16 protein-coding genes are annotated in these 18,541 nt (G+C 65.9%); 6 read left to right on the top strand and 10 right to left on the bottom strand.

Annotated features, from left to right (window positions below):
• Window positions 1-108: 108 nt before the first annotated feature.
• Both AC2IR1_RS03595 and AC2IR1_RS03590 read right to left on the bottom strand, forming a co-directional pair.
• The gene (locus tag AC2IR1_RS03595) at window positions 109-918 is read right to left on the bottom strand and encodes an ABC transporter ATP-binding protein (protein WP_486476367.1); all 810 of its coding nucleotides are present in this window, start codon (window positions 916-918) and stop codon (window positions 109-111) included.
• A 35-nt stretch (window positions 919-953) separates the two neighbouring features.
• Window positions 954-2,930 carry an AMP-binding protein gene (locus AC2IR1_RS03590; RefSeq protein ID WP_486474913.1) on the bottom strand — a complete coding sequence of 659 codons (1,977 nt, stop codon included), beginning with the start codon at window positions 2,928-2,930 and terminating at the stop codon, window positions 954-956.
• 290 nt (window positions 2,931-3,220) lie between these two features.
• On the opposite strand from AC2IR1_RS03590, the gene AC2IR1_RS03585 reads away from it, so the two are divergent.
• Together AC2IR1_RS03585 and AC2IR1_RS03580 are read left to right on the top strand one after the other, a co-directional pair.
• A complete protein-coding gene (locus AC2IR1_RS03585) occupies window positions 3,221-5,125 on the top strand; it encodes a PAS-domain containing protein (RefSeq protein WP_486474912.1) in 1,905 nt (634 codons plus the stop codon).
• Window positions 5,122-5,823 carry a response regulator transcription factor gene (locus AC2IR1_RS03580; protein ID WP_486474911.1) on the top strand — a complete coding sequence of 234 codons (702 nt, stop codon included), beginning with the start codon at window positions 5,122-5,124 and terminating at the stop codon, window positions 5,821-5,823. The genes AC2IR1_RS03585 and AC2IR1_RS03580 overlap by 4 nt, the downstream gene beginning before the upstream one ends.
• A 32-nt stretch (window positions 5,824-5,855) precedes the next feature.
• On the opposite strand, the gene AC2IR1_RS03575 is transcribed toward AC2IR1_RS03580, so the two are convergent.
• Complete coding sequence (locus AC2IR1_RS03575; protein ID WP_486474910.1) at window positions 5,856-7,052, bottom strand: hydantoinase/carbamoylase family amidase; 1,197 nt, start codon at window positions 7,050-7,052, stop codon at window positions 5,856-5,858.
• Window positions 7,053-7,214: 162 nt separating this feature from the next.
• Here AC2IR1_RS03575 and AC2IR1_RS03570 point away from each other — a divergent pair, with 162 nt between their 5' ends.
• Both AC2IR1_RS03570 and AC2IR1_RS03565 read left to right on the top strand, forming a co-directional pair.
• Window positions 7,215-8,270, top strand: coding sequence for a saccharopine dehydrogenase (locus tag AC2IR1_RS03570; RefSeq protein ID WP_486474909.1), 1,056 nt, complete (start codon window positions 7,215-7,217; stop codon window positions 8,268-8,270).
• Window positions 8,267-9,424: a saccharopine dehydrogenase family protein gene (locus AC2IR1_RS03565; protein WP_486474908.1), complete on the top strand. Its 1,158-nt coding sequence runs from the start codon at window positions 8,267-8,269 to the stop codon at window positions 9,422-9,424. Before AC2IR1_RS03570 ends, AC2IR1_RS03565 begins: the two co-directional genes overlap by 4 nt.
• Window positions 9,425-9,488: 64 nt before the next feature.
• Here the strand turns inward: AC2IR1_RS03565 and AC2IR1_RS03560 are convergent, their stop codons facing one another.
• The 5 genes from AC2IR1_RS03560 to AC2IR1_RS03540 all read right to left on the bottom strand — a co-directional run bounded on the left by AC2IR1_RS03560 (window position 9,489) and on the right by AC2IR1_RS03540 (window position 14,844).
• Entirely contained in the window at window positions 9,489-9,815 is a 327-nt protein-coding gene (locus tag AC2IR1_RS03560; protein WP_486474907.1) for a DUF3775 domain-containing protein, read from the bottom strand.
• A gap of 96 nt (window positions 9,816-9,911) precedes the next feature.
• Window positions 9,912-11,132 carry a DNA recombination protein RmuC gene (locus AC2IR1_RS03555; RefSeq protein ID WP_486474906.1) on the bottom strand — a complete coding sequence of 407 codons (1,221 nt, stop codon included), beginning with the start codon at window positions 11,130-11,132 and terminating at the stop codon, window positions 9,912-9,914.
• Window positions 11,129-13,114, bottom strand: a complete 1,986-nt coding sequence (gene mutL, locus AC2IR1_RS03550; protein ID WP_486474905.1) for a DNA mismatch repair endonuclease MutL — start codon at window positions 13,112-13,114, stop codon at window positions 11,129-11,131. The genes AC2IR1_RS03555 and mutL overlap by 4 nt, the downstream gene beginning before the upstream one ends.
• A gap of 177 nt (window positions 13,115-13,291) precedes the next feature.
• On the bottom strand, window positions 13,292-13,591 hold the full coding sequence (locus tag AC2IR1_RS03545) for a hypothetical protein (protein ID WP_486474904.1): 300 nt from the start codon (window positions 13,589-13,591) through the stop codon (window positions 13,292-13,294).
• A gap of 35 nt (window positions 13,592-13,626) precedes the next feature.
• A complete protein-coding gene (locus AC2IR1_RS03540) occupies window positions 13,627-14,844 on the bottom strand; it encodes a urate hydroxylase PuuD (protein ID WP_486474903.1) in 1,218 nt (405 codons plus the stop codon).
• 192 nt (window positions 14,845-15,036) lie between these two features.
• On the opposite strand from AC2IR1_RS03540, the gene AC2IR1_RS03535 reads away from it, so the two are divergent.
• Together AC2IR1_RS03535 and AC2IR1_RS03530 are read left to right on the top strand one after the other, a co-directional pair.
• A complete protein-coding gene (locus tag AC2IR1_RS03535) occupies window positions 15,037-15,945 on the top strand; it encodes an MBL fold metallo-hydrolase (RefSeq protein ID WP_486474902.1) in 909 nt (302 codons plus the stop codon).
• Window positions 15,946-16,021: 76 nt separating this feature from the next.
• Window positions 16,022-16,405, top strand: a complete 384-nt coding sequence (locus AC2IR1_RS03530) for a rhodanese-like domain-containing protein (RefSeq protein WP_486474901.1) — start codon at window positions 16,022-16,024, stop codon at window positions 16,403-16,405.
• Window positions 16,406-16,604: 199 nt separating this feature from the next.
• Here AC2IR1_RS03530 and AC2IR1_RS03525 read toward each other — a convergent pair whose 3' ends face one another.
• A complete protein-coding gene (locus AC2IR1_RS03525; protein ID WP_486474900.1) occupies window positions 16,605-17,936 on the bottom strand; it encodes an ammonium transporter in 1,332 nt (443 codons plus the stop codon).
• 31 nt (window positions 17,937-17,967) lie between these two features.
• A complete protein-coding gene (locus AC2IR1_RS03520; protein ID WP_085889004.1) occupies window positions 17,968-18,306 on the bottom strand; it encodes a P-II family nitrogen regulator in 339 nt (112 codons plus the stop codon).
• Window positions 18,307-18,541 lie beyond the last annotated feature (235 nt).

Genomic DNA, 18,541 nt, shown 5'->3' with positions numbered 1-18,541 from the left:
GATACCGACGTAATACCGACGTTTTGATCGGGGCTTTTCAGGGGCTTGGCAAAACAACGGCGGGTACGTAGCACCGACGTTTTCGCGGCGTTCCGACGGGGCTGAAACTCAGTCATGGGCCACCCCCAGGTAGGCGTCGATGACGTCCTGGTTGTTGCGCACCTCGTCGGGTGTGCCGTCGCCGATCTTCTTGCCGTAGTCCATCACCACGACCCGGTCGGACAGGTCCATGACCACGCCCATGTCATGCTCGATCAGGGCAATTGTCGTTCCGAATTCGTCATTTACGTCCAGGATGAAGCGGGACATGTCCTCCTTCTCCTCGACGTTCATGCCCGCCATGGGCTCGTCCAGCAGCAGCAGCGACGGTTCGGCGGCCAGCGCCCGGGCCAGCTCCACCCGCTTCTTCAGCCCGTAGGGCAGACTTGCGACCGGTTTCTTCCGAATGTTCTGAATTTCAAGGAAGTCGATGATTTTCTCTACTTTTTCGCGGTTCTCGATCTCTTCCCGCTCCGCCTTCCCCTTCCAGATCGCCTGCGCCAGGGCGCCCGCGGTCATCTGGTTCAGCCGCCCGGTCATCACGTTGTCCAGCACCGTCATCCCCTCGAAAAGCGCGATGTTCTGGAAGGTCCGCGCGATGCCCTGCCGCGCCACCTCGTAGGGCCGCATCTTCGGCCGGGGCTTGCCCAGGTACCAGACCTCGCCCTCCTGCGGATTGTAGAACCCGCTGATAACGTTGAGCATACTGGACTTCCCCGCGCCATTCGGCCCGATGATCGCCCGGATCTCCCCCTGCCGGATGTCAAAGCTGATGTCCTTGATCGCCACCACCCCGCCGAATTTCAGGGTGATGTTCTTCATCTCCATCATCACCCCGCCGATGGTGCGCCCGTCGGTGGTGATCCAGCCGTCTCCCATCTCCGGCTCGTCGCCAAGTATCTGTTCCGCAACGCTCATTCTGCCGCCACCCTTTCCGCTGCCCGGGGCTGCACCGGCGCGTCGCAGATCGTCAGCGTCGCCGAGATATGCCCCTTGCGCCCATCCTCGTAGGTCACTTCCGTCCGGGTCGAGATCCGCTCGGACCCATCGTAAAGCGCCGTGATCAGGTCGTGGTATTTCTCCTCGATGATCTTCCGGCGCACCTTGCGGGTCCGGGTCATCTCGCCATCGTCGGCGTCCAGTTCCTTGTGCAATATCAGGAACCTGTGGATCTGGCAGCCCGACAGCATCTCGTCCTCCGCGATGCTCCGGTTGACCTCCTCGACGTGGGATTTCACGGTGTTCAGAACATCCTGATGCCCCGCCAGTTCCTGGTAGCTGGAATAGGCGATGTTGTTCCGCTCCGCCCAGTTGCCGACCGCCGTCAGGTCGATGTTGATGAAGGCGGTGCAGTAGTCACGGCCATTGCCGAAGACCACCGCCTCCAGGATGTTGGGATAGAATTTCAGCTTGTTTTCAACGTACTTGGGCGCAAACAGGCTACCGTCAGCCATCTTGCCCACGTCCTTGGCGCGGTCGATGATCCGCAGGTGGCCAGTCCTTTCCTCGATGAAACCGGCATCCCCCGTGGCGACCCAGCCCTCGGCATCCTTGGTCGATGCCGTGCTCTCGGCGTTCTTGTAGTAAAGCTGGAAGACACCGGGCGAGCGGTAGAAGACCTCCCCGCTGTCGTCGATCCGAAGCTCCACCCCCGGCGAGGCGACCCCCACAGTGTCCGACCGCACCTCGCCATCAGGCTGCTGGGTGATGAAGACCGACGCCTCGGTCTGGCCATAGAGTTGCTTCAGGTTGATCCCCAAAGAGCGATAGAAATCAAAGATTTCCGGCCCGATCGCCTCCCCCGCGGTATAGCCGACCCGCACCCGGCGCAGGCCCAGCGTGTCCTTCAGCGGACCATAGATCAGCACCTCGCCCAGCCGGTAACGCAGCCGGTCCACAAGCCCCACCGGCTGCCCGTCGAGCAGCCGGCCGCCAACCTTGCGCGCGTGGGCCATGCACTTGTCAAACAACCACTTCTTGAACCGACCGGCGTCCTCCATGCGGATCATCACGCTCGTCAGCTGCGTCTCGAATATTCGCGGCGGGGCGAAATAGTAGCTCGGCCCGATCTCCCGCAGATCCGTCGCGAGGGTTTCGGGACTTTCAGGACAGTTGACGCAGAACCCGCTCCAATAGGCCTGCCCGATGGAGAAGATAAAATCCCCCACCCAGGCCATCGGCAGGTAGGCCAAGACCTCCTCACCCTCGCCCAGCTTGTCGAACTCACTGGAATTCTTCGATGTTTCGATGATGTTCCGGTTCGACAGCACAACGCCCTTGGGCTTGCCGGTGGTGCCCGAGGTATAGAGCATAACGCAGGTGTCGTCGTAGTCGATCCCGGCGATCCGGCGGTCCAGTTCCGGGGTCAGTTCGTCCCGAAGGGAATGCCCCTGCTCCTGCACATGGGCGAAGTCGTGCAGGTGCTCATGGTCGTATTTCCGCATGCCGCGCGGGTCGAGGTAGATGATGTGCTCCAGCGCAGGCAGCTGCGCCTTCACCTCGATCACCTTGTCGACCTGCTCCTGATCCTCGGCGATGACCAGCCGCGCGCCGCAGTGGTCCAGCACATAGGCCATCTCCTCCGCCGCGCTGTCGTTGTAGACCGGCACCGGCACGGCTCCGATCATCTGCGCCGCAGGGATCGCCCAGTAAAGATGCGGCCGGTTGGCCCCGATGATGGCAATGAAGTCGCCGCGCCCGGCACCCAGATTCATGAGCCCCCGTGCGAGGTTACGCACCTCGGCCCGGGTTTCTGCCCAGCTCCAGCTTTGCCAGATGCCGAACTCCTTCTCGCGGTAGGCGGTGCGGTTCGGCCAGCGGATTGCGTTCCTGTCGAGCAGGGCGGGCACGGATTGAACCGGCCCGCCCGCTTCGCGCGAGATATCTCTCACGGCGTTCTCCTCCCTCTTTTCCGGCCCTCCCCGACCGGAAAAACCGCCCTCCTCAAGGCGGGTCAGACTGCGCATCTGGCGAACGCGGCCACAGGCGCTGACGCCCTGCCATTTACGCTCAATGCTCCTGACAAGTCAAACGTTACTGCGAACTTTTGCCGCATCATTTCCGAACCCTAACGAATTGTTACGGGTGCCGCAGGCGCGAGATCCGTGCTGCAACTGCGAAGTGAGGGGCTGGCCGGGTGGCCCGTTTGCCGATAGCGTTTTCGACGGGGAGTGGAGGAATTATGCCGAGCCATCAGGCACGTACCGAACGGATGACCATGGCCGGGCTGAACATGATCCAGCAGGCCCTGTCGATCTACGATCAGGATCTGCGGCTGGTGCAATGCAACCGGCGCTTCCGGTCGATGTTCAACCTGCCCGCCGATCTGGTCCGTCCCGGCGCCCGGTTCGAGGACACGATCCGCTTTCTATGCGAATCCGGTGAATACGGCCCTCTGGACGATCTGGAGGAGGCGATTCGGCGCCGCGTGGAAAAGGCCCTCGCCTTTGAACCGCACTACCTGGAACGCCCCCGCGCCAACGGCCGGGTGATCAGTGTCGAAGGAGCCCCCCTGCCCGATGGCGGCTGGGTCACCGTCTACACCGACATCACCGACACCAAGCGGCAGGAACGCCTGCTGCGCGCCCGGTCGGAGGAACTGTCGGAACAGCTGCTGACCCGGGCGGAGGAACTGGCGGCGGCCAACCGGGAACTGCAGGCGATGAACTCCGCGCTGGAGGAAGCCAAGCGCGAGCTGACCGAGATGGAGGCGCGCACCCGCCTGACGACGGAGATGCTGCCGGCCCATATCGCCCATGTCGGGCAGGACAGGATCTACAGCTACTCCAACCGGCGGCTCAGCCGGATCATGCCGGGGCGGCCGGCGCAGATCCTGGGACTGCATATCGCCGATGTTCTGGGCCATCAGGCCTACGAGGCGGTGCGCCCCTACCTGGACGAGGCGCTGGCGGGCCGGGCCGCCTCCTTCGAATTCACCGATGAGGCCAGTTCGCGGCGCATCCGCACCGTGCTGACGCCCAACGGGGCGGAGGGGACCTATATCATGTCGATGGACGTGACCGAGGAAAGCCAGACCCGCGCGGCCCTTGCCCAGACCAAGCGGCGGGAACTGGCGGCGCAGATGACCTCGGGCATGGCGCATGACTTCTCCAACCTGCTGACGATCATCATGGGGCTGCAGTCGCGGCTGTCGCGCCTGGCCCTGCCAGAGGAGGCGGAGTCCATCGTCGCCGCCACGCTTGGCGCCGCGCGGCGCGGCGGGCGGCTGCTGGACCGGATCGCGGACATGACCGGCGGGCGCGACCACAGCCCCGCACCGATGAACTGGGCCGCCTTCCTGCGCGACTTCGCCACCCTCGCGCGGCCCGCCCTGCCCGACAGCATCACCCTCACGGTCGAGGACGGCATCGGCGACCGCCGGCTCTGGCTTGACGCGGGAATGCTGCAGGACAGCCTGTTGAACCTGATCCTGAACGCCCGGGATGCGCTTGGCGCCGCACCGGGGCAGATAGTCCTGCGGGCGCGAAACCTGAAGGACACCTGGGTGGAAATCACCGTCACCGACACCGGCCCCGGGTTCTCCGACAAGGCGCTGGACGAGGCGCTTACCCCCTTCTTCACCACCAAGGGGGCCGAAGGATCCGGGCTGGGCCTGTCGATGGTCTACGACATGACACAGCGGGCAGGCGGGCGCATGCGGCTCGGCAATGCCGGGGGCGCGCAGGTGACCCTGCAACTGCCCTGGCGTGAGGTCGCTGCGCCCGCAACGCCGGGCCTGACCCTGCTGGTCGAGGACAGTCCGGAGCTGCGCGGGTCGATCCGCGACATGCTTCTGGCCCTCGGCTGCCCCGTGATCGAGGCCGCCTCGGCCGAGGAAGCGCTGGCCATCGTCCGCGACCTGCCGGAGCTGGCGCTGATCCTGTCGGACCTCTCTCTGGAGGGCGGATCGACAGGCATCGACCTGCTGCAGGCCCTGCCCGCCACCGCGCCGCCGGTCTGCATCATGACCTCGCTGCGCCCCGACCACCCCTGGCACCGTGCCGCCCTTGCCCGGGCCCCGGTGTTGCAGAAACCTTTCGATCAGGAAGCGCTCGCCGCCTTCCTTGCCCTGGAGGAGACCGGATGACCGCCCCGCTGATCGCCATTCTCGACGACGAACCCGACATCCGCTCCATCCTCTCCTCCGCGCTGGAGGAAGCGGGGTTCCGCAGCCGCGCCTTTGCCCGCGCGACGGAGTTCGAGGCAGCGCTGCGCGGCATGTCCCCCGATCTCTGCCTCGTCGACCTGTCGCTGCCGGACCGTGACGGGCTGACCCTGGTGCACCGGCTGGCGCAGGACAGCGGGGCGACGGTGATCATCATTTCGGGTCGGGCGCAGGTGCAGGACCGGGTGACCGGGCTGGAACTGGGCGCCGACGACTACATCATCAAACCCTTCGACCCGGCAGAGGTCGTGGCCCGCGTCCGCGCCCGCCTGCGCCGGGACAAGCCCGCAGCCCAGGCCAGCCAGACCGCGCGTTTCGCCGGCTGGACCGCCCATTTCGACCGTTTCACGCTGGAAGACGCCGAGGGTGCCGAAACCCCCTTCAGCCAGGCCGAAGCGGAAGTACTGCGGCTCTTCCTCGAACGGCCCAAGCGGCTGGTGAGCCGCGCCACGATGCAGGAAGAACTGGGCGGCGGTGCCGGTGACGCGTTTGACCGGGCGATGGACGTGCGCATCTCCCGCCTGCGGACCAAGCTGCGGGAGGACCCGAAGAACCCGCGCCTGATCAAGACGATCTATGGCGCGGGCTATATCTTCCTCGGCGATGTCACCTGGGACTGATCCCGGCGAGGCGCCCCGTCACGAGGCGCCCGTCAGGCCAGGCGCGATGCGGCCTCCGCCAGGACCTTCAGCCCGGCGACCAGGTCCGCCTCATCGGTATCCTCGGCAAAGGCGTGGCTGATCCCGTTGATCGAGGGCACGAAGAGCATCGCAACGGGCATCAGCTTCGACACGCTGGCGGCATCGTGCAGCGCGCCAGACTGCATGGAGCGCCAGCGGCCAGGCACCTGCGCCTCTGCCGCGCCTTCCAGGGCTGCGCGCAAGCCCGGATCCATCGGCACAGGTTCCAGCCCCAGCATGCCGGAGGTCGAAAGGGAGAGCCCCTGGGCCTGCGCCACTTCCTCCGCCGCCGCGCGGATGATCTCCTCCATCCGGTCGAGCCTGTCCTTGTCACCGTCGCGCCATTGCATCGAGAAGGTGCAGCGTCCGGGAACGATGGAATGGCTGCCGGGGTGCAGATCCACGAAGCCCGTTGTCCAGACGGTCTGCGGCGTGACCACGTTGCGGAACCGTTCGGAAATCATGCCCTGGAAGGCCACCATCCCCTGGTAGGCATCGCGGCGGCGGTGCATCGGCGTGGTACCGGCGTGGTTCTGCTCCCCCTCGAAGGTGATCCGCATGGACCGGATGCCGACGATGTCGGCAACGACCCCGACCGCCTCCTTCGCCTCGTAGAGCCAGGGCCCCTGCTCGATATGGCATTCGAGGAAACCGCTGAACCGCGCCGGATCGACGAAGCCGGTCACCATGTCCGCCATCCGCGCGCGCGCCTCGGCAAAGGTGATGCCCTCGCTGTCGACCAGCGCATCCGCATCCGCAAGAGAGGTGTTGCCGGACCAGACCCGGCTGCCCGTGGTCACGCCGAAGCGCCCCTCCTCATCCTGGAAGGACACGGCGGAGATCGGCACACCGGCCTCTGCACCCGCCCGAGCCAGTTCCAGCCCGCAGATCACGCCGAGCGCCCCGTCAAGCCAGCCCCCCTCCGGCTGGCTGTCGGAATGCGAACCGACCAGCAGCGACTTGCCCTCCGCCAGGCCGAAGACGGAACCGCAGGGGTCCACCGCGACCTCCAGCCCGGTGGCGGCATATTGCTCCGCCAGCCAGCGGCGGGCAGCGATGTCGGGCTCGGAATAGGCGGGCCGGACGACCCCCTTGCCCACACCGGCAGCCCCGAAGCTGCGCAGCTGGTGCAGGTCGGCAAGGAAACGGTCGGGGTTCACGGGAATCATCGGCACCTCCTGGATCTGGCGCCCCGAGACAACAGGACCGGGCCGCGAAAGGCAAATCGCCCGCCCGTCGGGCAGCCGCCGCGACGCCAACAGCGCAGCCGACCCGCTGTCGTTGCATCCCGGGTTGCGCCCGCTATACCGGACCCCCGAAAGGAGCCCCTCATGACCCACATCTGGCTGCGCGCCGAGCAGCGACCGAACGAAGACCGCGCGGGCCTCACGCCCGAAGGCGCAAAGGCCCTGATCGAGAAGGGCTTCCGCCTGACGGTGGAGGAAAGCCGCACGCGCATCCTGCCGCTGGAAGGCTACCGCGCTGCCGGCGCCGAGATTGCCCCCGAGGGCAGCTGGCCCGACGCACCTGCCGATGCCATCATCTTCGGCCTGAAGGAACTTCCCGAGGACGGCACGCCCCTGCGCCATCGCCACATCATGTTCGGCCATGCCTTCAAGGGTCAGCCCGCAGGCCAGGAGCTGCTTAAGCGGTTCCAGGCGGGCGGTGGAACGCTCTACGATCTCGAATACCTGGTGAACGAACAGGGCCGTCGCGTGGCCGCCTTCGGCTACTGGGCCGGTTATGCCGGAGCTGCCGTATCGCTTATGTGCTGGGCCGCGCAGCAGGAAGGCGGGCAGTGCGCCCCCGTTCAGGCCTACCCGGACAAGGACGCCCTGCTGGCCGACCTGGAGGCCCGCCTGGCCCCCTACCCCGCCCGCCCCCGCGCCATCGTCATCGGCGCGCTCGGCCGTGTCGGGACCGGTGGGTCCGACCTTTGCGCCGCGCTCGGCTGCGACGTGACGAAATGGGACATGGCCGAAACCGCATCCGGCGGCCCCTTCCCCGAGATCGCGGAGCACGAGATCTTCCTCAACTCCATCCTCGCCATGCCCGGCACCCCGGTCTTCGTACCGGCGGAAATGGCCGACGGCCCGCGCAAGTTGACAGTGATCGGCGATGTGGCCTGCGACCCGACCTCGGATTTCTCGCCCATCAAGGTCTATGACCGCACGACCAGCTGGGACGACCCGGCCCTGCGCGTCCGCCAGGATCCGCCCCTGGACGTGATGGCGATCGACAACCTGCCCTCGATGCTGCCCAAGGAAAGCAGCGAGGACTACGCCGGCCAGCTGCTGCCCTCCCTGATGACGCTCGACGCAATCGACGCCGGGGTCTGGGGCCGCGCGAAGGCCACTTTCGACACGCATATGGAGGCATTGGCATGAAAATTCACTGGTGTGGCACGGGCCTGTCGGCCGTCCCCGGCCTGCGACGGCTGCTGACCGGCAACTACCCCGTCGTGGTCTGGAACCGCACGGTCTCCAAGGCCGAAGCCGAGGTGGGCGATCTGACCAAGGATATCCGCGCCTTCACGCTGGAAGCCGTCACGGAAGCGCTGGAACCCGGTGACATCGCCGTGTCGATGCTGCCGGCCGACATGCACGTGCCGCTGGCCAAGGCCTGCCTTGAGAAGGGCGCGCATTTCGTCTCCTCCTCCTACGTGGCGCCCGAGATGGCGGAACTGGACGAAGCGGCCAAGGCAAAGGGCCTGAGCTTCGTCAACGAGGTGGGCCTGGACCCGGGGATCGACCACATCCTGGCCGATGACCTGGTGGCGCGGCTGAAGGACAGCGGCCTGGGCGAGGGCGCGGAGGTCTCCTTCACCTCCTACTGCGGCGGCTTCCCCAAGATCCCCAACGACTTCCGCTACAAGTTCAGCTGGTCGCCCCTGGGCGTGCTGAAGGCGCTGCGTTCGCCCTCCAAGTCCCTGAAGGACGGCAAGGAATTCGACGTGGCCCGCCCCTGGGACGCGATCACCCGCTATGAAAATCCGCTGCCCGGCGGCGAGGTCTTCGAAGCCTACCCCAACCGCAACTCCCTGCCTTTCATCACCCAGTACGGTTTCGACGAGAGCTGGAAGGTGCAGGACTTCGTCCGTGGCACGCTGCGGCTCGACGGCTGGTCGGAGGCCTGGGCCGATCTCTTCAAGGAGGTCGAGACGCTGGAAGGCCCCGAGGGCGACACACGCCTGCGCGAGATTTCGGAGGGGCTGTGGAACGACCATGCCTATGACGAGGGCGAACCCGACCGCGTGGTCATGTTCGTGCGCCTGACCGCTTCGAAGGCTGGCGCGCCGGTCTTCGATCAGGCCTGGGCGATGGATGCCAGCGGCCGCGCCGACGGCAGCGCCATGGGCAAGCTCGTGTCGATCACCGTCGCGATGGCCATCGAATCCCTTGTCGCCGCGCGGCTGGCAACCGGCGTCGTCACCGCGTCGAATGCCGCCGACGAGCTCTTCGTCGAGGATATCCGGCGCGAGTGGATCGCCGAGGTCGAGACCATGTGCGACACGCTGGAGCGTATCGACTACCTGGCGTGATATCAGGAGGTTGGGGAGGCGCCAGAGGTGCCTCCCCTGCGGGGGAAGCACCCTACGATCTGCCTCAGCCGCCGCGCACCAGGTCGTCTTCCTCGTCGGAAGCCGACAGGCCGAGCGCATCCAGGCCCGCTTCGAGATGGTCGGACAGATGCGGCGTGCCGATCAGGTAATCGGCGGTCGGCGTCGTCGCCTCTTCCTTTGCGGTTTCAATGGCTTCGCCCAGGTCATCGGCATCGAAGCTTTCGCGGCCGATCCACATCACGGCGACAAGGCTGGCCAGTTCATCCTCGTTCAGACTGCCGAGGAAGGCATGCAGCTCCCCCTCTGCCCGGCCAAGCTCCCGGGCCATGAGGATGACGTTGGCGATCTTGGAGATCGAGATTTCTAACATGGCGTTTCCTCCTGTTCGCCAGGGACTTTGCCCCGCGCAGGATACGCCCTTCCTTGATTTGCCGCAAATTCCATACCTGAGACACAGGTTTTTCGGTCAGCTCCGGCCGGTCTGATCTTCCAGGCTGGCCAGCGGGCTGTCGGCATCCCCACCCAGTTCCTCGAAATCGAAATTGTCGAGCTTTGCAGCACGCTTACCGGCACGTTCCGCCGCCGTGCCGATGCCGTCCAGATCCTTGCGGGCCTGGTTGAAATGGGTGTCCAGCTTGGCCACGCGTTCGACCACCAGTTCGACATCGCGGTGCAGCATCGACAGGGTCTTGCGAATGGCACCCGCCTGTTCGCGCATGCGGGCGTCCTTGAGGATGGCGCGCATGGTGTTCAGCGTCGCCATGCAGGTCGTGGGCGAGACGATCCAGACCCGCGCGGCGAAGCCTTCGCGCACCGTGTCGGGGAAATTCGCATGCAGCTCGGCATAGACCGCTTCGGAGGGCAGGAACATCAGAGCGCCGTCGGCGGTTTCGCCTTCGATGATGTAACGCTCTGAAATCGCCTTGATATGTGCGCGCACGGCCTGGCGGAACAGGGTCTGGGCGCGGGCCTTGTGTTCCGCCGTCTTGGCGTTGCGCAGGGCCTCGTAGGCTTCCAGCGGGAACTTGGCGTCGATGACGATGGGCCCCGGCGGGTTCGGCAGGTGGATCAGGCAGTCGGCCCGCTTGCCGTTGGAAAGCGTGGCCTGCACGGTGTAGCTGTCGGAGGGCAGCGCCTTGCCGACGATGTCGTTCAACTGGATCTCGCCAAAGGCGCCACGGGTCTGCTTGTTGGACAGGATGTCCTGCAGGGACAGCACGTCGCCCGAGAGTTTCGTGATGTTTTCCTGTGCTTTGTCAATGACTTGAAGGCGTTCCTGTAGCTGTGTCAGGCTCTTCGTCGTGCGCTCCGTACCGCCGCGCAGCTGCTCGTTCATCTTTTCCTGCATCTCGGCCAGGGTGCGGGCCTGGGACATGGCGTTGGCGTGCAGACGGTCGTTCATCTGGGCCTGTACCTGGGCCATGCGGGCCTCCATCTGCTGCAGCATCTGGGACTGGCCGTTGATCTGCGCATTGGAAACCGAGGTGAGGCCGCCCGAAAGCTGCTCCTGCCCCTTGGCGAGACCTTCGACGGTACGGGCCATCTGGGACATCTGCCAGATCACCGGCTCCGCCGAGCGGGAGGCCGCGCGGATGGAAAAGATGATGAGAATCAACAGGATGAGAAACGCCGCGCCACCGATGACGGCGGCGAGGGTGAGCGGATCGGAGAGGTCGATCTGGGTCATGTGCGACCGAAGAGCCTTTCGATATCGGAGAGCTTCAGCTCGACGTAGGTGGGACGGCCGTGGTTGCATTGCCCGGAATGGGGCGTCGCTTCCATCTGCCGAAGAAGTTCATTCATTTCAGCCACTTGCATGCGGCGGCCGGACCGGATGGAGCCGTGGCAGGCGACCCGCGACAGGATCGCCTCGATCCGGGCCTGCAGGGTCATGCTGTCGTCCTGGTCCGTCAGTTCGTCCAGCACGTCGCGCAGCAGGGCTTCGGCGTTGATTTCGCCGAGGATCGCCGGGGTTTCGCGCACCGCAACGGCGCCGCCGCCGAAGGGTTCGATATGCAGGCCGAACTTCGCCAGATCATCTGCCGCATCCAGAAGGCGCTGTGCATCCCCTTGGGAAAGTTCAATAATTTCCGGGATCAGCAGGGCCTGGGAGGCCACGCCGTTTTCGGCCATCTGGTGTTTCAGCTTCTCGTAGACCAGGCGTTCATGGGCCGCGTGCTGATCGACGATGACCATGCCGCGGGTGGTCTGGGCGACGATGTAGTTCTCGTGCAGCTGGGCGCGGGCGGCGCCCAGGGGGTGCTCTTCCAGCGGCACGGCATTGGTCGCGGGATCGGGCTCCACCACCTGTTCGAAACGGGCCGAGGGGCCGCTGTCGAGGGTCGGTAGTACGGACCCTGAATTGTTTTCGTAAGGCTCTGAAAAGCCCCGATCAAAACGTCGGTATTGCGTCGGTATCGCGTCGGTACCGCGACGGTGCATCGGATCGTATTGATAGACCCGGGGCGCGCCGTCTGCGGCGCCGGGTTCGGGGGCCTGCGGCGCCGGGCCGAGGGCGCCGAGATCGCGCATCTGCCCCCCCATCTGAGCGGGCGCGCCCTGCCCCGCCTGTTCGGGCCGGAAGGCGCCGAGGGTGGCACCGGCCACGGTGGTCGAGGCGCGGTGCCCGGCCTCTGCCAGGGCATGCCGCAGGCCGGAGACGATGAGCCCGCGCGCGGTGCCAGGATCGCGGAAGCGGACCTCCGACTTGGCGGGGTGCACGTTGACGTCCACGAGCTGCGGATCGCAGTCGAGGAAGAGCGCGGCGGCGGGGTGCCGGTCACGCGACAGGAAGTCGAAGTAGGCGGCGCGCAGCGCGCCCGTCAGCAGCTTGTCCTTCACCGGGCGACCGTTGACGAAGAGGAACTGCGCCACGGCGGCGCCGCGCGAATAGGTCGGCAGCGCGGCATAGCCGGTCATGTGGATGCCGTCGCGGGTGGCGTCGATGCGAAGGGCGTTTTCCGCGAACTCCCGCCCGAGGATGGTGGCGAGCCGGCCATGCAGCGCATCGAAGAGATCCCCCGATTCCGGGTCGGCACGGAAGATGGTGCGGGCGTCGCCGCCGGAGGCATCGCGCAGGGTGAAGCCGACGAAGGGTTCGGCCATCGCCAGGCGCTTGATCACGTCGGTCACCGCCTGCATCTCTGCCCGGTCGGTGCGCAGGAACTTCAGCCGGGCGGGCGTGGCATAGAAGAGGTCGCGCAGTTCGGCCACGGTGCCCTTGGTGAGGGCCGCGGGCCTGACCGCGCTGACCTGACCGCCGGTGACGCGCAGTTCCGCCGCATCGAACCCCTTGGCGCGGGAGGTGAGCGAGAGGCGCCCGACGGCGCCGAGCGAGGGCAGCGCCTCCCCCCGGAAGCCGAAGGAGTGGATGTTCAGCAGGTCGGAGCCGTCGATCTTGGAGGTGGCGTGGCGCGAGAGCGCGAGCGGCAGCGCCTCGGGCGTGATGCCGCAGCCGTCGTCGGCCACGCGGATCAGGGTCTTGCCGCCATCGGCCACCGTCACCTCGATCCGGGTGGCGCCGGCATCGAGGGCGTTTTCCACCAGTTCCTTGACCGCCGAGGCCGGGCGTTCGACCACTTCACCGGCGGCAATGCGGTTGATCGCGGCCTCGTCCAGCTGGCGGATGACGGGTTGGCTATCGAGGATATGGGGGTCTGGGCGATGCATGACGCGAAATCTAGCATGCGGGGAGCGAGTCGGAAATGGGGGTTCGCGATGTGTTCCGAGCTTGGTGAACCGCCCGTAGGGTGGATGAAATCCACCTTCCGTAGCGGGGTGCGGCTTGGTCGGGCATGGTCGGGGCGGGTCAGGGATGGTGGATTGCATCCACCCTACGGGCCCGTGTTACGGGAGGGGGCCGTTGGTGAGGCAGATCACGCGGTGCGCCTTTTCGGGGGCGTCGGTCAGGTAGACCGTCAGATCGGCGATGGCCGCGAAATCGACAAGGCGGATCACCGTGGGGTCCGGCGCGCCGGGGCAGGCGCCGGCGATGTACCAGATCTCCGCCGCCTCGGCCCGGAAGGGGCGGATCGAGACCGCGAGGGGCGCGTCGAAGGTGGTGCCCAGGGTCACCGGCGCCGCCAGCACCTCTGCCCGGGTGGGGGTGGCCGCGAGAAGCAGCAGGATGCTGGGAAGTGCCCGCATCTGCCCTCCTTTCCCGGCCCGCCACTGGGGCGGTGTCAGCCCCGGGTCGCGGCCTTGTACCAGTCGCGGATCGCCTGACGTTCGTCCTCTTCTATGAAGGAAACGTTAGCGGGCGGCATGGCGTGGCCCAGCCCCGCCTGCAGGTAGATGGCGCGGGCGTTGCGGACGATCTCATGCGGGTTGTCGAGGCGCACGCCCTTCGGCGCCCAGAGGATGCCGTCGTAGAAGGGTTCCTCTGCGTGGCACATGGAGCAGCGGCCCATGACGATGTCGCTGACCTCTTCGAAGCCTTCGGCCTGGGCGAAGCGGGAGAGGCTGGCGGAGGCTTCTTCCGGCGTGTCGTCGCGCCAGAGCGGCGCGGTGGAGAGGTACATGATCAGCAGGAAGATCAGCGCGGTGACCAGCCAGGTCCAGTAGGGCATGCCCTTCTTGGCGTGCATCGTGTTGAAGAAGTGCCGGATGGTGACGCCCATCAGGAAGACGAGGCTGGCGATGATCCAGGTGTGCTGGGTCGAGAAGGCCAGCGGGTAGTGGTTCGACAGCATCATGAAGATGACCGGCAGGGTCAGGTAGTTGTTGTGGGTCGAGCGCTGCTTGGCGATCTTGCCGTATTTCGGATCGGGCTTGCGGCCCGCCTTGAGGTCGGCCACCACGATGCGCTGGTTCGGCATGATGATGAAGAAGACGTTGGCGGACATGATCGTGGCGGTGAAGGCGCCCAGGTGCAGCAGGGCGGCGCGACCGGTGAAGACATGGGTGTAGAAATAAGCCAGCCCGACGAGGATGATGTAGAGGCCGATCATCAGCCGGGTGTTGTTGTCGCCGAACTTCGACTTGCAGAGCAGGTCGTAGATCAGCCAGCCGAACGCGAGCGAGCAGAGCGAGATGGCGATGGCGCCCCAGGTGGGGATGTCCAGCACCGCCGGATCGACGAGGTAGAAGTCGGCGCCGAGGTAGTAGACCAGCCAGAGCAGGGCAAAGCCCGAGAGCCAGGTCGCGTAGCTTTCCCATTTGAACCAGACGAGGTGTTCGGGCATCGCTTCGGGCGCCACGAGGTATTTCTGGATGTGGTAGAAGCCGCCGCCATGGACCTGCCATTCCTCGCCATCCGCGGGGCCGGGGATGTTGCGGTTCAGGCCGAGGTCGAGGGCCACGAAGTAGAAGGAAGACCCGATCCAGGCGATGGCCGTGATCACGTGCAGCCAGCGCACGGCGAATTCCACCCAGGCCCCGATGGCCGCCAAGTCGTACATGTTCAGGTCCCCTTCTGATGGCAGCCCCCCGGCCACCGGCCATGACCGTCGAACGCGGTCTTTTCACACGACAATTCCACGGAAGCGTGACCGGGTAAACACCTGCAGCCACCTGCAGGACACCAGGGCCGGGGACTTGAATTCCCGGCAGGCTCTCTAGCTGAAAGAGGGATCAGTTTCCAGGAGGTTCACATGTTCACGGCATACTCTCCCTCTCGCGGGGCCGGCTCCCCCGAGGTGCTGGGGTTCTACGACAAGGCGAGCGGATCGGTGCAATACGCGATCGCCTGCCCCGCAACGAAACAGGCGGCGCTGATCGACGTCGTGCAGGACTTCGACCCGCGGGCGGCGCGCAGCGCCCATGACAGCGCGGCGGAGATCCTGGCGGCGGTGGAGGACCGGGGCTGGAGCGTTGCCTGGGTGCTGGACACCCACCCCCATGCCGACCACCTGATGGCCTCCGACTGGCTGCGCCGGCGGACCGGCGCGCCCAATGGCATCGGCGAGAAGGTGCGGGAGATCGCGGCCCTTTGGACCGACCTCTACCACCTGCCCGCGCAGGGGCCCGGTGCCTTCGATCCGGAGGCGGACTTCGACCGGCTCTTCGCCCATGGCGACCGCTTTGCCCTGGGTGAGCTGGAGATCGCGGTGATGCTGAGCCCGGGGCACACCCTGGGATCCATCACCTACGTGGTGGGCGATGCCGCCTTCGTCCATGACACCTTCATGCACGTGGACAGCGGCACCAGCCGCGCGGATTTCCCGGGGGGATCGGCGGCCGAGCTCTACGACAGCCTGCAGGCGATCCTGGCCCTGCCCGACGACACGCGGCTGTTCATCGGCCATGACTACCCGCCGGTGGGCGCGCGCAGGGATCCCGCCTGGGAAGCGACCGTGGCCGAGCACCGGGCGCACAACAAGCACCTGGGCGGCGGCACTTCGAAGGCGGATTACGTCGCCCTGCGCGAGGAACGCGATGCGACCCTGCCCCTGCCCGACCGGATGCTGCACGCGCTGCAGGTGAACCTGCGGGCCGGGCGCTTGCCGGAGCCGGAGGCGGACGGGCACAGCTATTTCCGGATCCCGGCGAACCGGTTCTGACCCCGGGACACAGCCGGGTTCACAAAAGGTGCCGCGCGCCCCGCACGCGGCCGAGAAGACGAAACAGGAGATCGAAATGAAGAGCGAAACCGTGGATGGCGTCGAGTTGCAGACCTGGAGCCCGGAGGAGGTGGCAGAGGCGCTGACCGCGGGGGAGATCGTGCTGATAGATGTGCGCACCCCGCAGGAATACATGTTCGAACATGTCGAGGGCGCCATGCTGATGCCCATGTCCTTTTTCACCCCGGCCACCCTGCCCGGGCAGGAGGCCAAGCGCATCGTGCTGCACTGCGGGTCCGGCATGCGATCGGAGAAGATGGCGCGGGCCGCCATTGCCGCCGGGCTGGAGAAGATCGCCCACATGGAGGGCGGTTTCGGCGGCTGGAAGGCGGCAGGCCTGCCCCATATCGGCACCGACATGGCCAGCGGCGCACCGAAGAAGGTGACGCCGGAAGGGTGAGGTTGAAGGCCGGTGGGGTTGAAGGCCGGTGGGGGAAACGAGGGGTCCGCTTTGGCGGGCCCTTTTCATTTGGGGGGCGCCGGGCGGGGCGGTGGCGGGCGTGTGGTTTAGCGGTGGATTGGCATCCACCCTACGGGGCCCACGAAAAAGCCCGGGCGCGAACGCCCGGGCCAGGTAGTGGCTGCCTGTGGAAGGAGGATCAGCCCTTAGAGAATTCCGGGTAGGCTTCCATACCCAGTTCCGCCATGTCGAGGCCCGCGATCTCGTCTTCTTCGGAGACGCGGATGCCCATCAGCGCTTTCAGCAGGAACCACACCACCGTGGAGGAGACGACAGTCGCCAGGCCGATGATGACGATACCGTAGAGCTGCTGGCCCAGGGTTGCGGAGCCGGAGAAGACAACCGCGATGGTGCCCCAGATGCCGCAGACCAGGTGGACCGGGATTGCGCCGACGACGTCGTCGATCTTCAGCTTGTCGAGAACCGGAACCGCGAAGACGACCAGGATGCCGCCGATGGCGCCGATGATGGTCGCACCACCCAGGGAGGGTGCCAGGGGTTCTGCGGTGATGGACACCAGGCCGGCCAGGGCGCCGTTGAGCACCATGGTCAGGTCGACCTTCTTGTACATCAGCTGGGTCAGGATCGCGGCCGCAACAGCACCACCTGCAGCAGCAGTGTTGGTGTTGGAGAAGATGCGGGACACGTCTGCGACGTCACCGATGGAGCCCATGGCCAGCTGCGAGCCGCCGTTGAAGCCGAACCAGCCGAGCCACAGGATGAACGTACCCAGGGTGGCGAGGGTCAGGTTGGAGCCCGGGAAGGCGTTGACGCGGCCATCGGTGTAACGGCCGATACGCGGGCCGAGGATGATGGCACCGGTCAGAGCAGCCCAGCCGCCGACGGAGTGCACGATGGTCGAACCGGCGAAGTCGGAGAAGCCGTATTCACCAACGAAGCCGCCGCCCCAGGTCCAGGATGCGGTGATCGGGTAGATGATCGAGGTCAGGATGACCGTGAAGATCAGGAACGGCCACAGCTTGATACGCTCTGCCAGGGTACCGGACACGATGGACGCGGTTGCGGCACAGAACATCAGCTGGAAGAAGAAGTCGGAACCGGTGGAGGCATAGCTGTAGTCGTCGGCGGTCTCTGCGGTGATGCCGACGGCTTCAAGCACGCCCGGGCCGAAGACGCCGGAGAGGACGCCGTCGATGGACCAGGTGCCCAGCGGGTACATCAGGTTGTAGCCGATCAGGTAGTAGAAGATCGAGGCGACACCGAAGAGCACGACGTTCTTGGTCAGCTGCATGGCAACGTTCTTGGAGCGCACCAGGCCTGCTTCGAGCATGGCGAAACCTGCGGCCATGAAGAAGACCAGGAAGCCGGCCACGAGGAACAGCAGAGTGTTCAGGATGAAGACGACGTCGGTCGGCACAGCGGCCGGCACGGCGGCTTCGTCTTGAGCAAGGCCCAGGCTCGGCAGCGCGATCACGGCTGCGGCAAGGCCCAGTTTTGCGAAGGTTTTCATTGGATTAGTTCCCTTTCCCTGTCGGAGCGTCTCAGAGCGCGTCGTCGTTGGTTTCGCCGGTCCGCACCCGAACCGCCTGCTGGATATCCAGCACGAAGATCTTGCCGTCGCCGATTTTCCCGGTCTTGGCAGTGGAGGTGATCGTTTCGACCACCTGGTCGGCCATGGCGGCGGACACTGCGATCTCCAGCTTGATCTTCGGCACGAAGTTCACCGCGTATTCCGCACCGCGGTAGATCTCCGTATGGCCCGACTGGGAGCCGAAGCCCTTGATTTCCGTCACCATCATGCCGCGCACGCCGATCTCGGTCAGCGCCTCGCGGACCTCCTCCAGCTTGAACGGTTTGATTGTCGCAATGATGAGTTTCACTACTATCCCCTTCCTTTTTCCGGGCTGTCACGCGAACGCGCCCGCCCTTTGGCACCGGCAACTAAGCCGTGCTGCCTTCTTTTGCGGAACAACGGGGGGCACGGGCCAGCCCTAATCGCCCTGCCTCTGCCGGATAAATGCGCGGAAATTCAAATTCGCTCAAAATTTGTTCATCTTGAAAACGCATCCTGCCCAAAGGGGCGGCTCTACATTCGGGCGCCAAGGCTGTATCCTG

It is taken from the genome of Pseudooceanicola sp. NS-SX8 (assembly GCF_057380755.1).
This window is presented reverse-complemented; position numbering and strand designations above follow the sequence as displayed.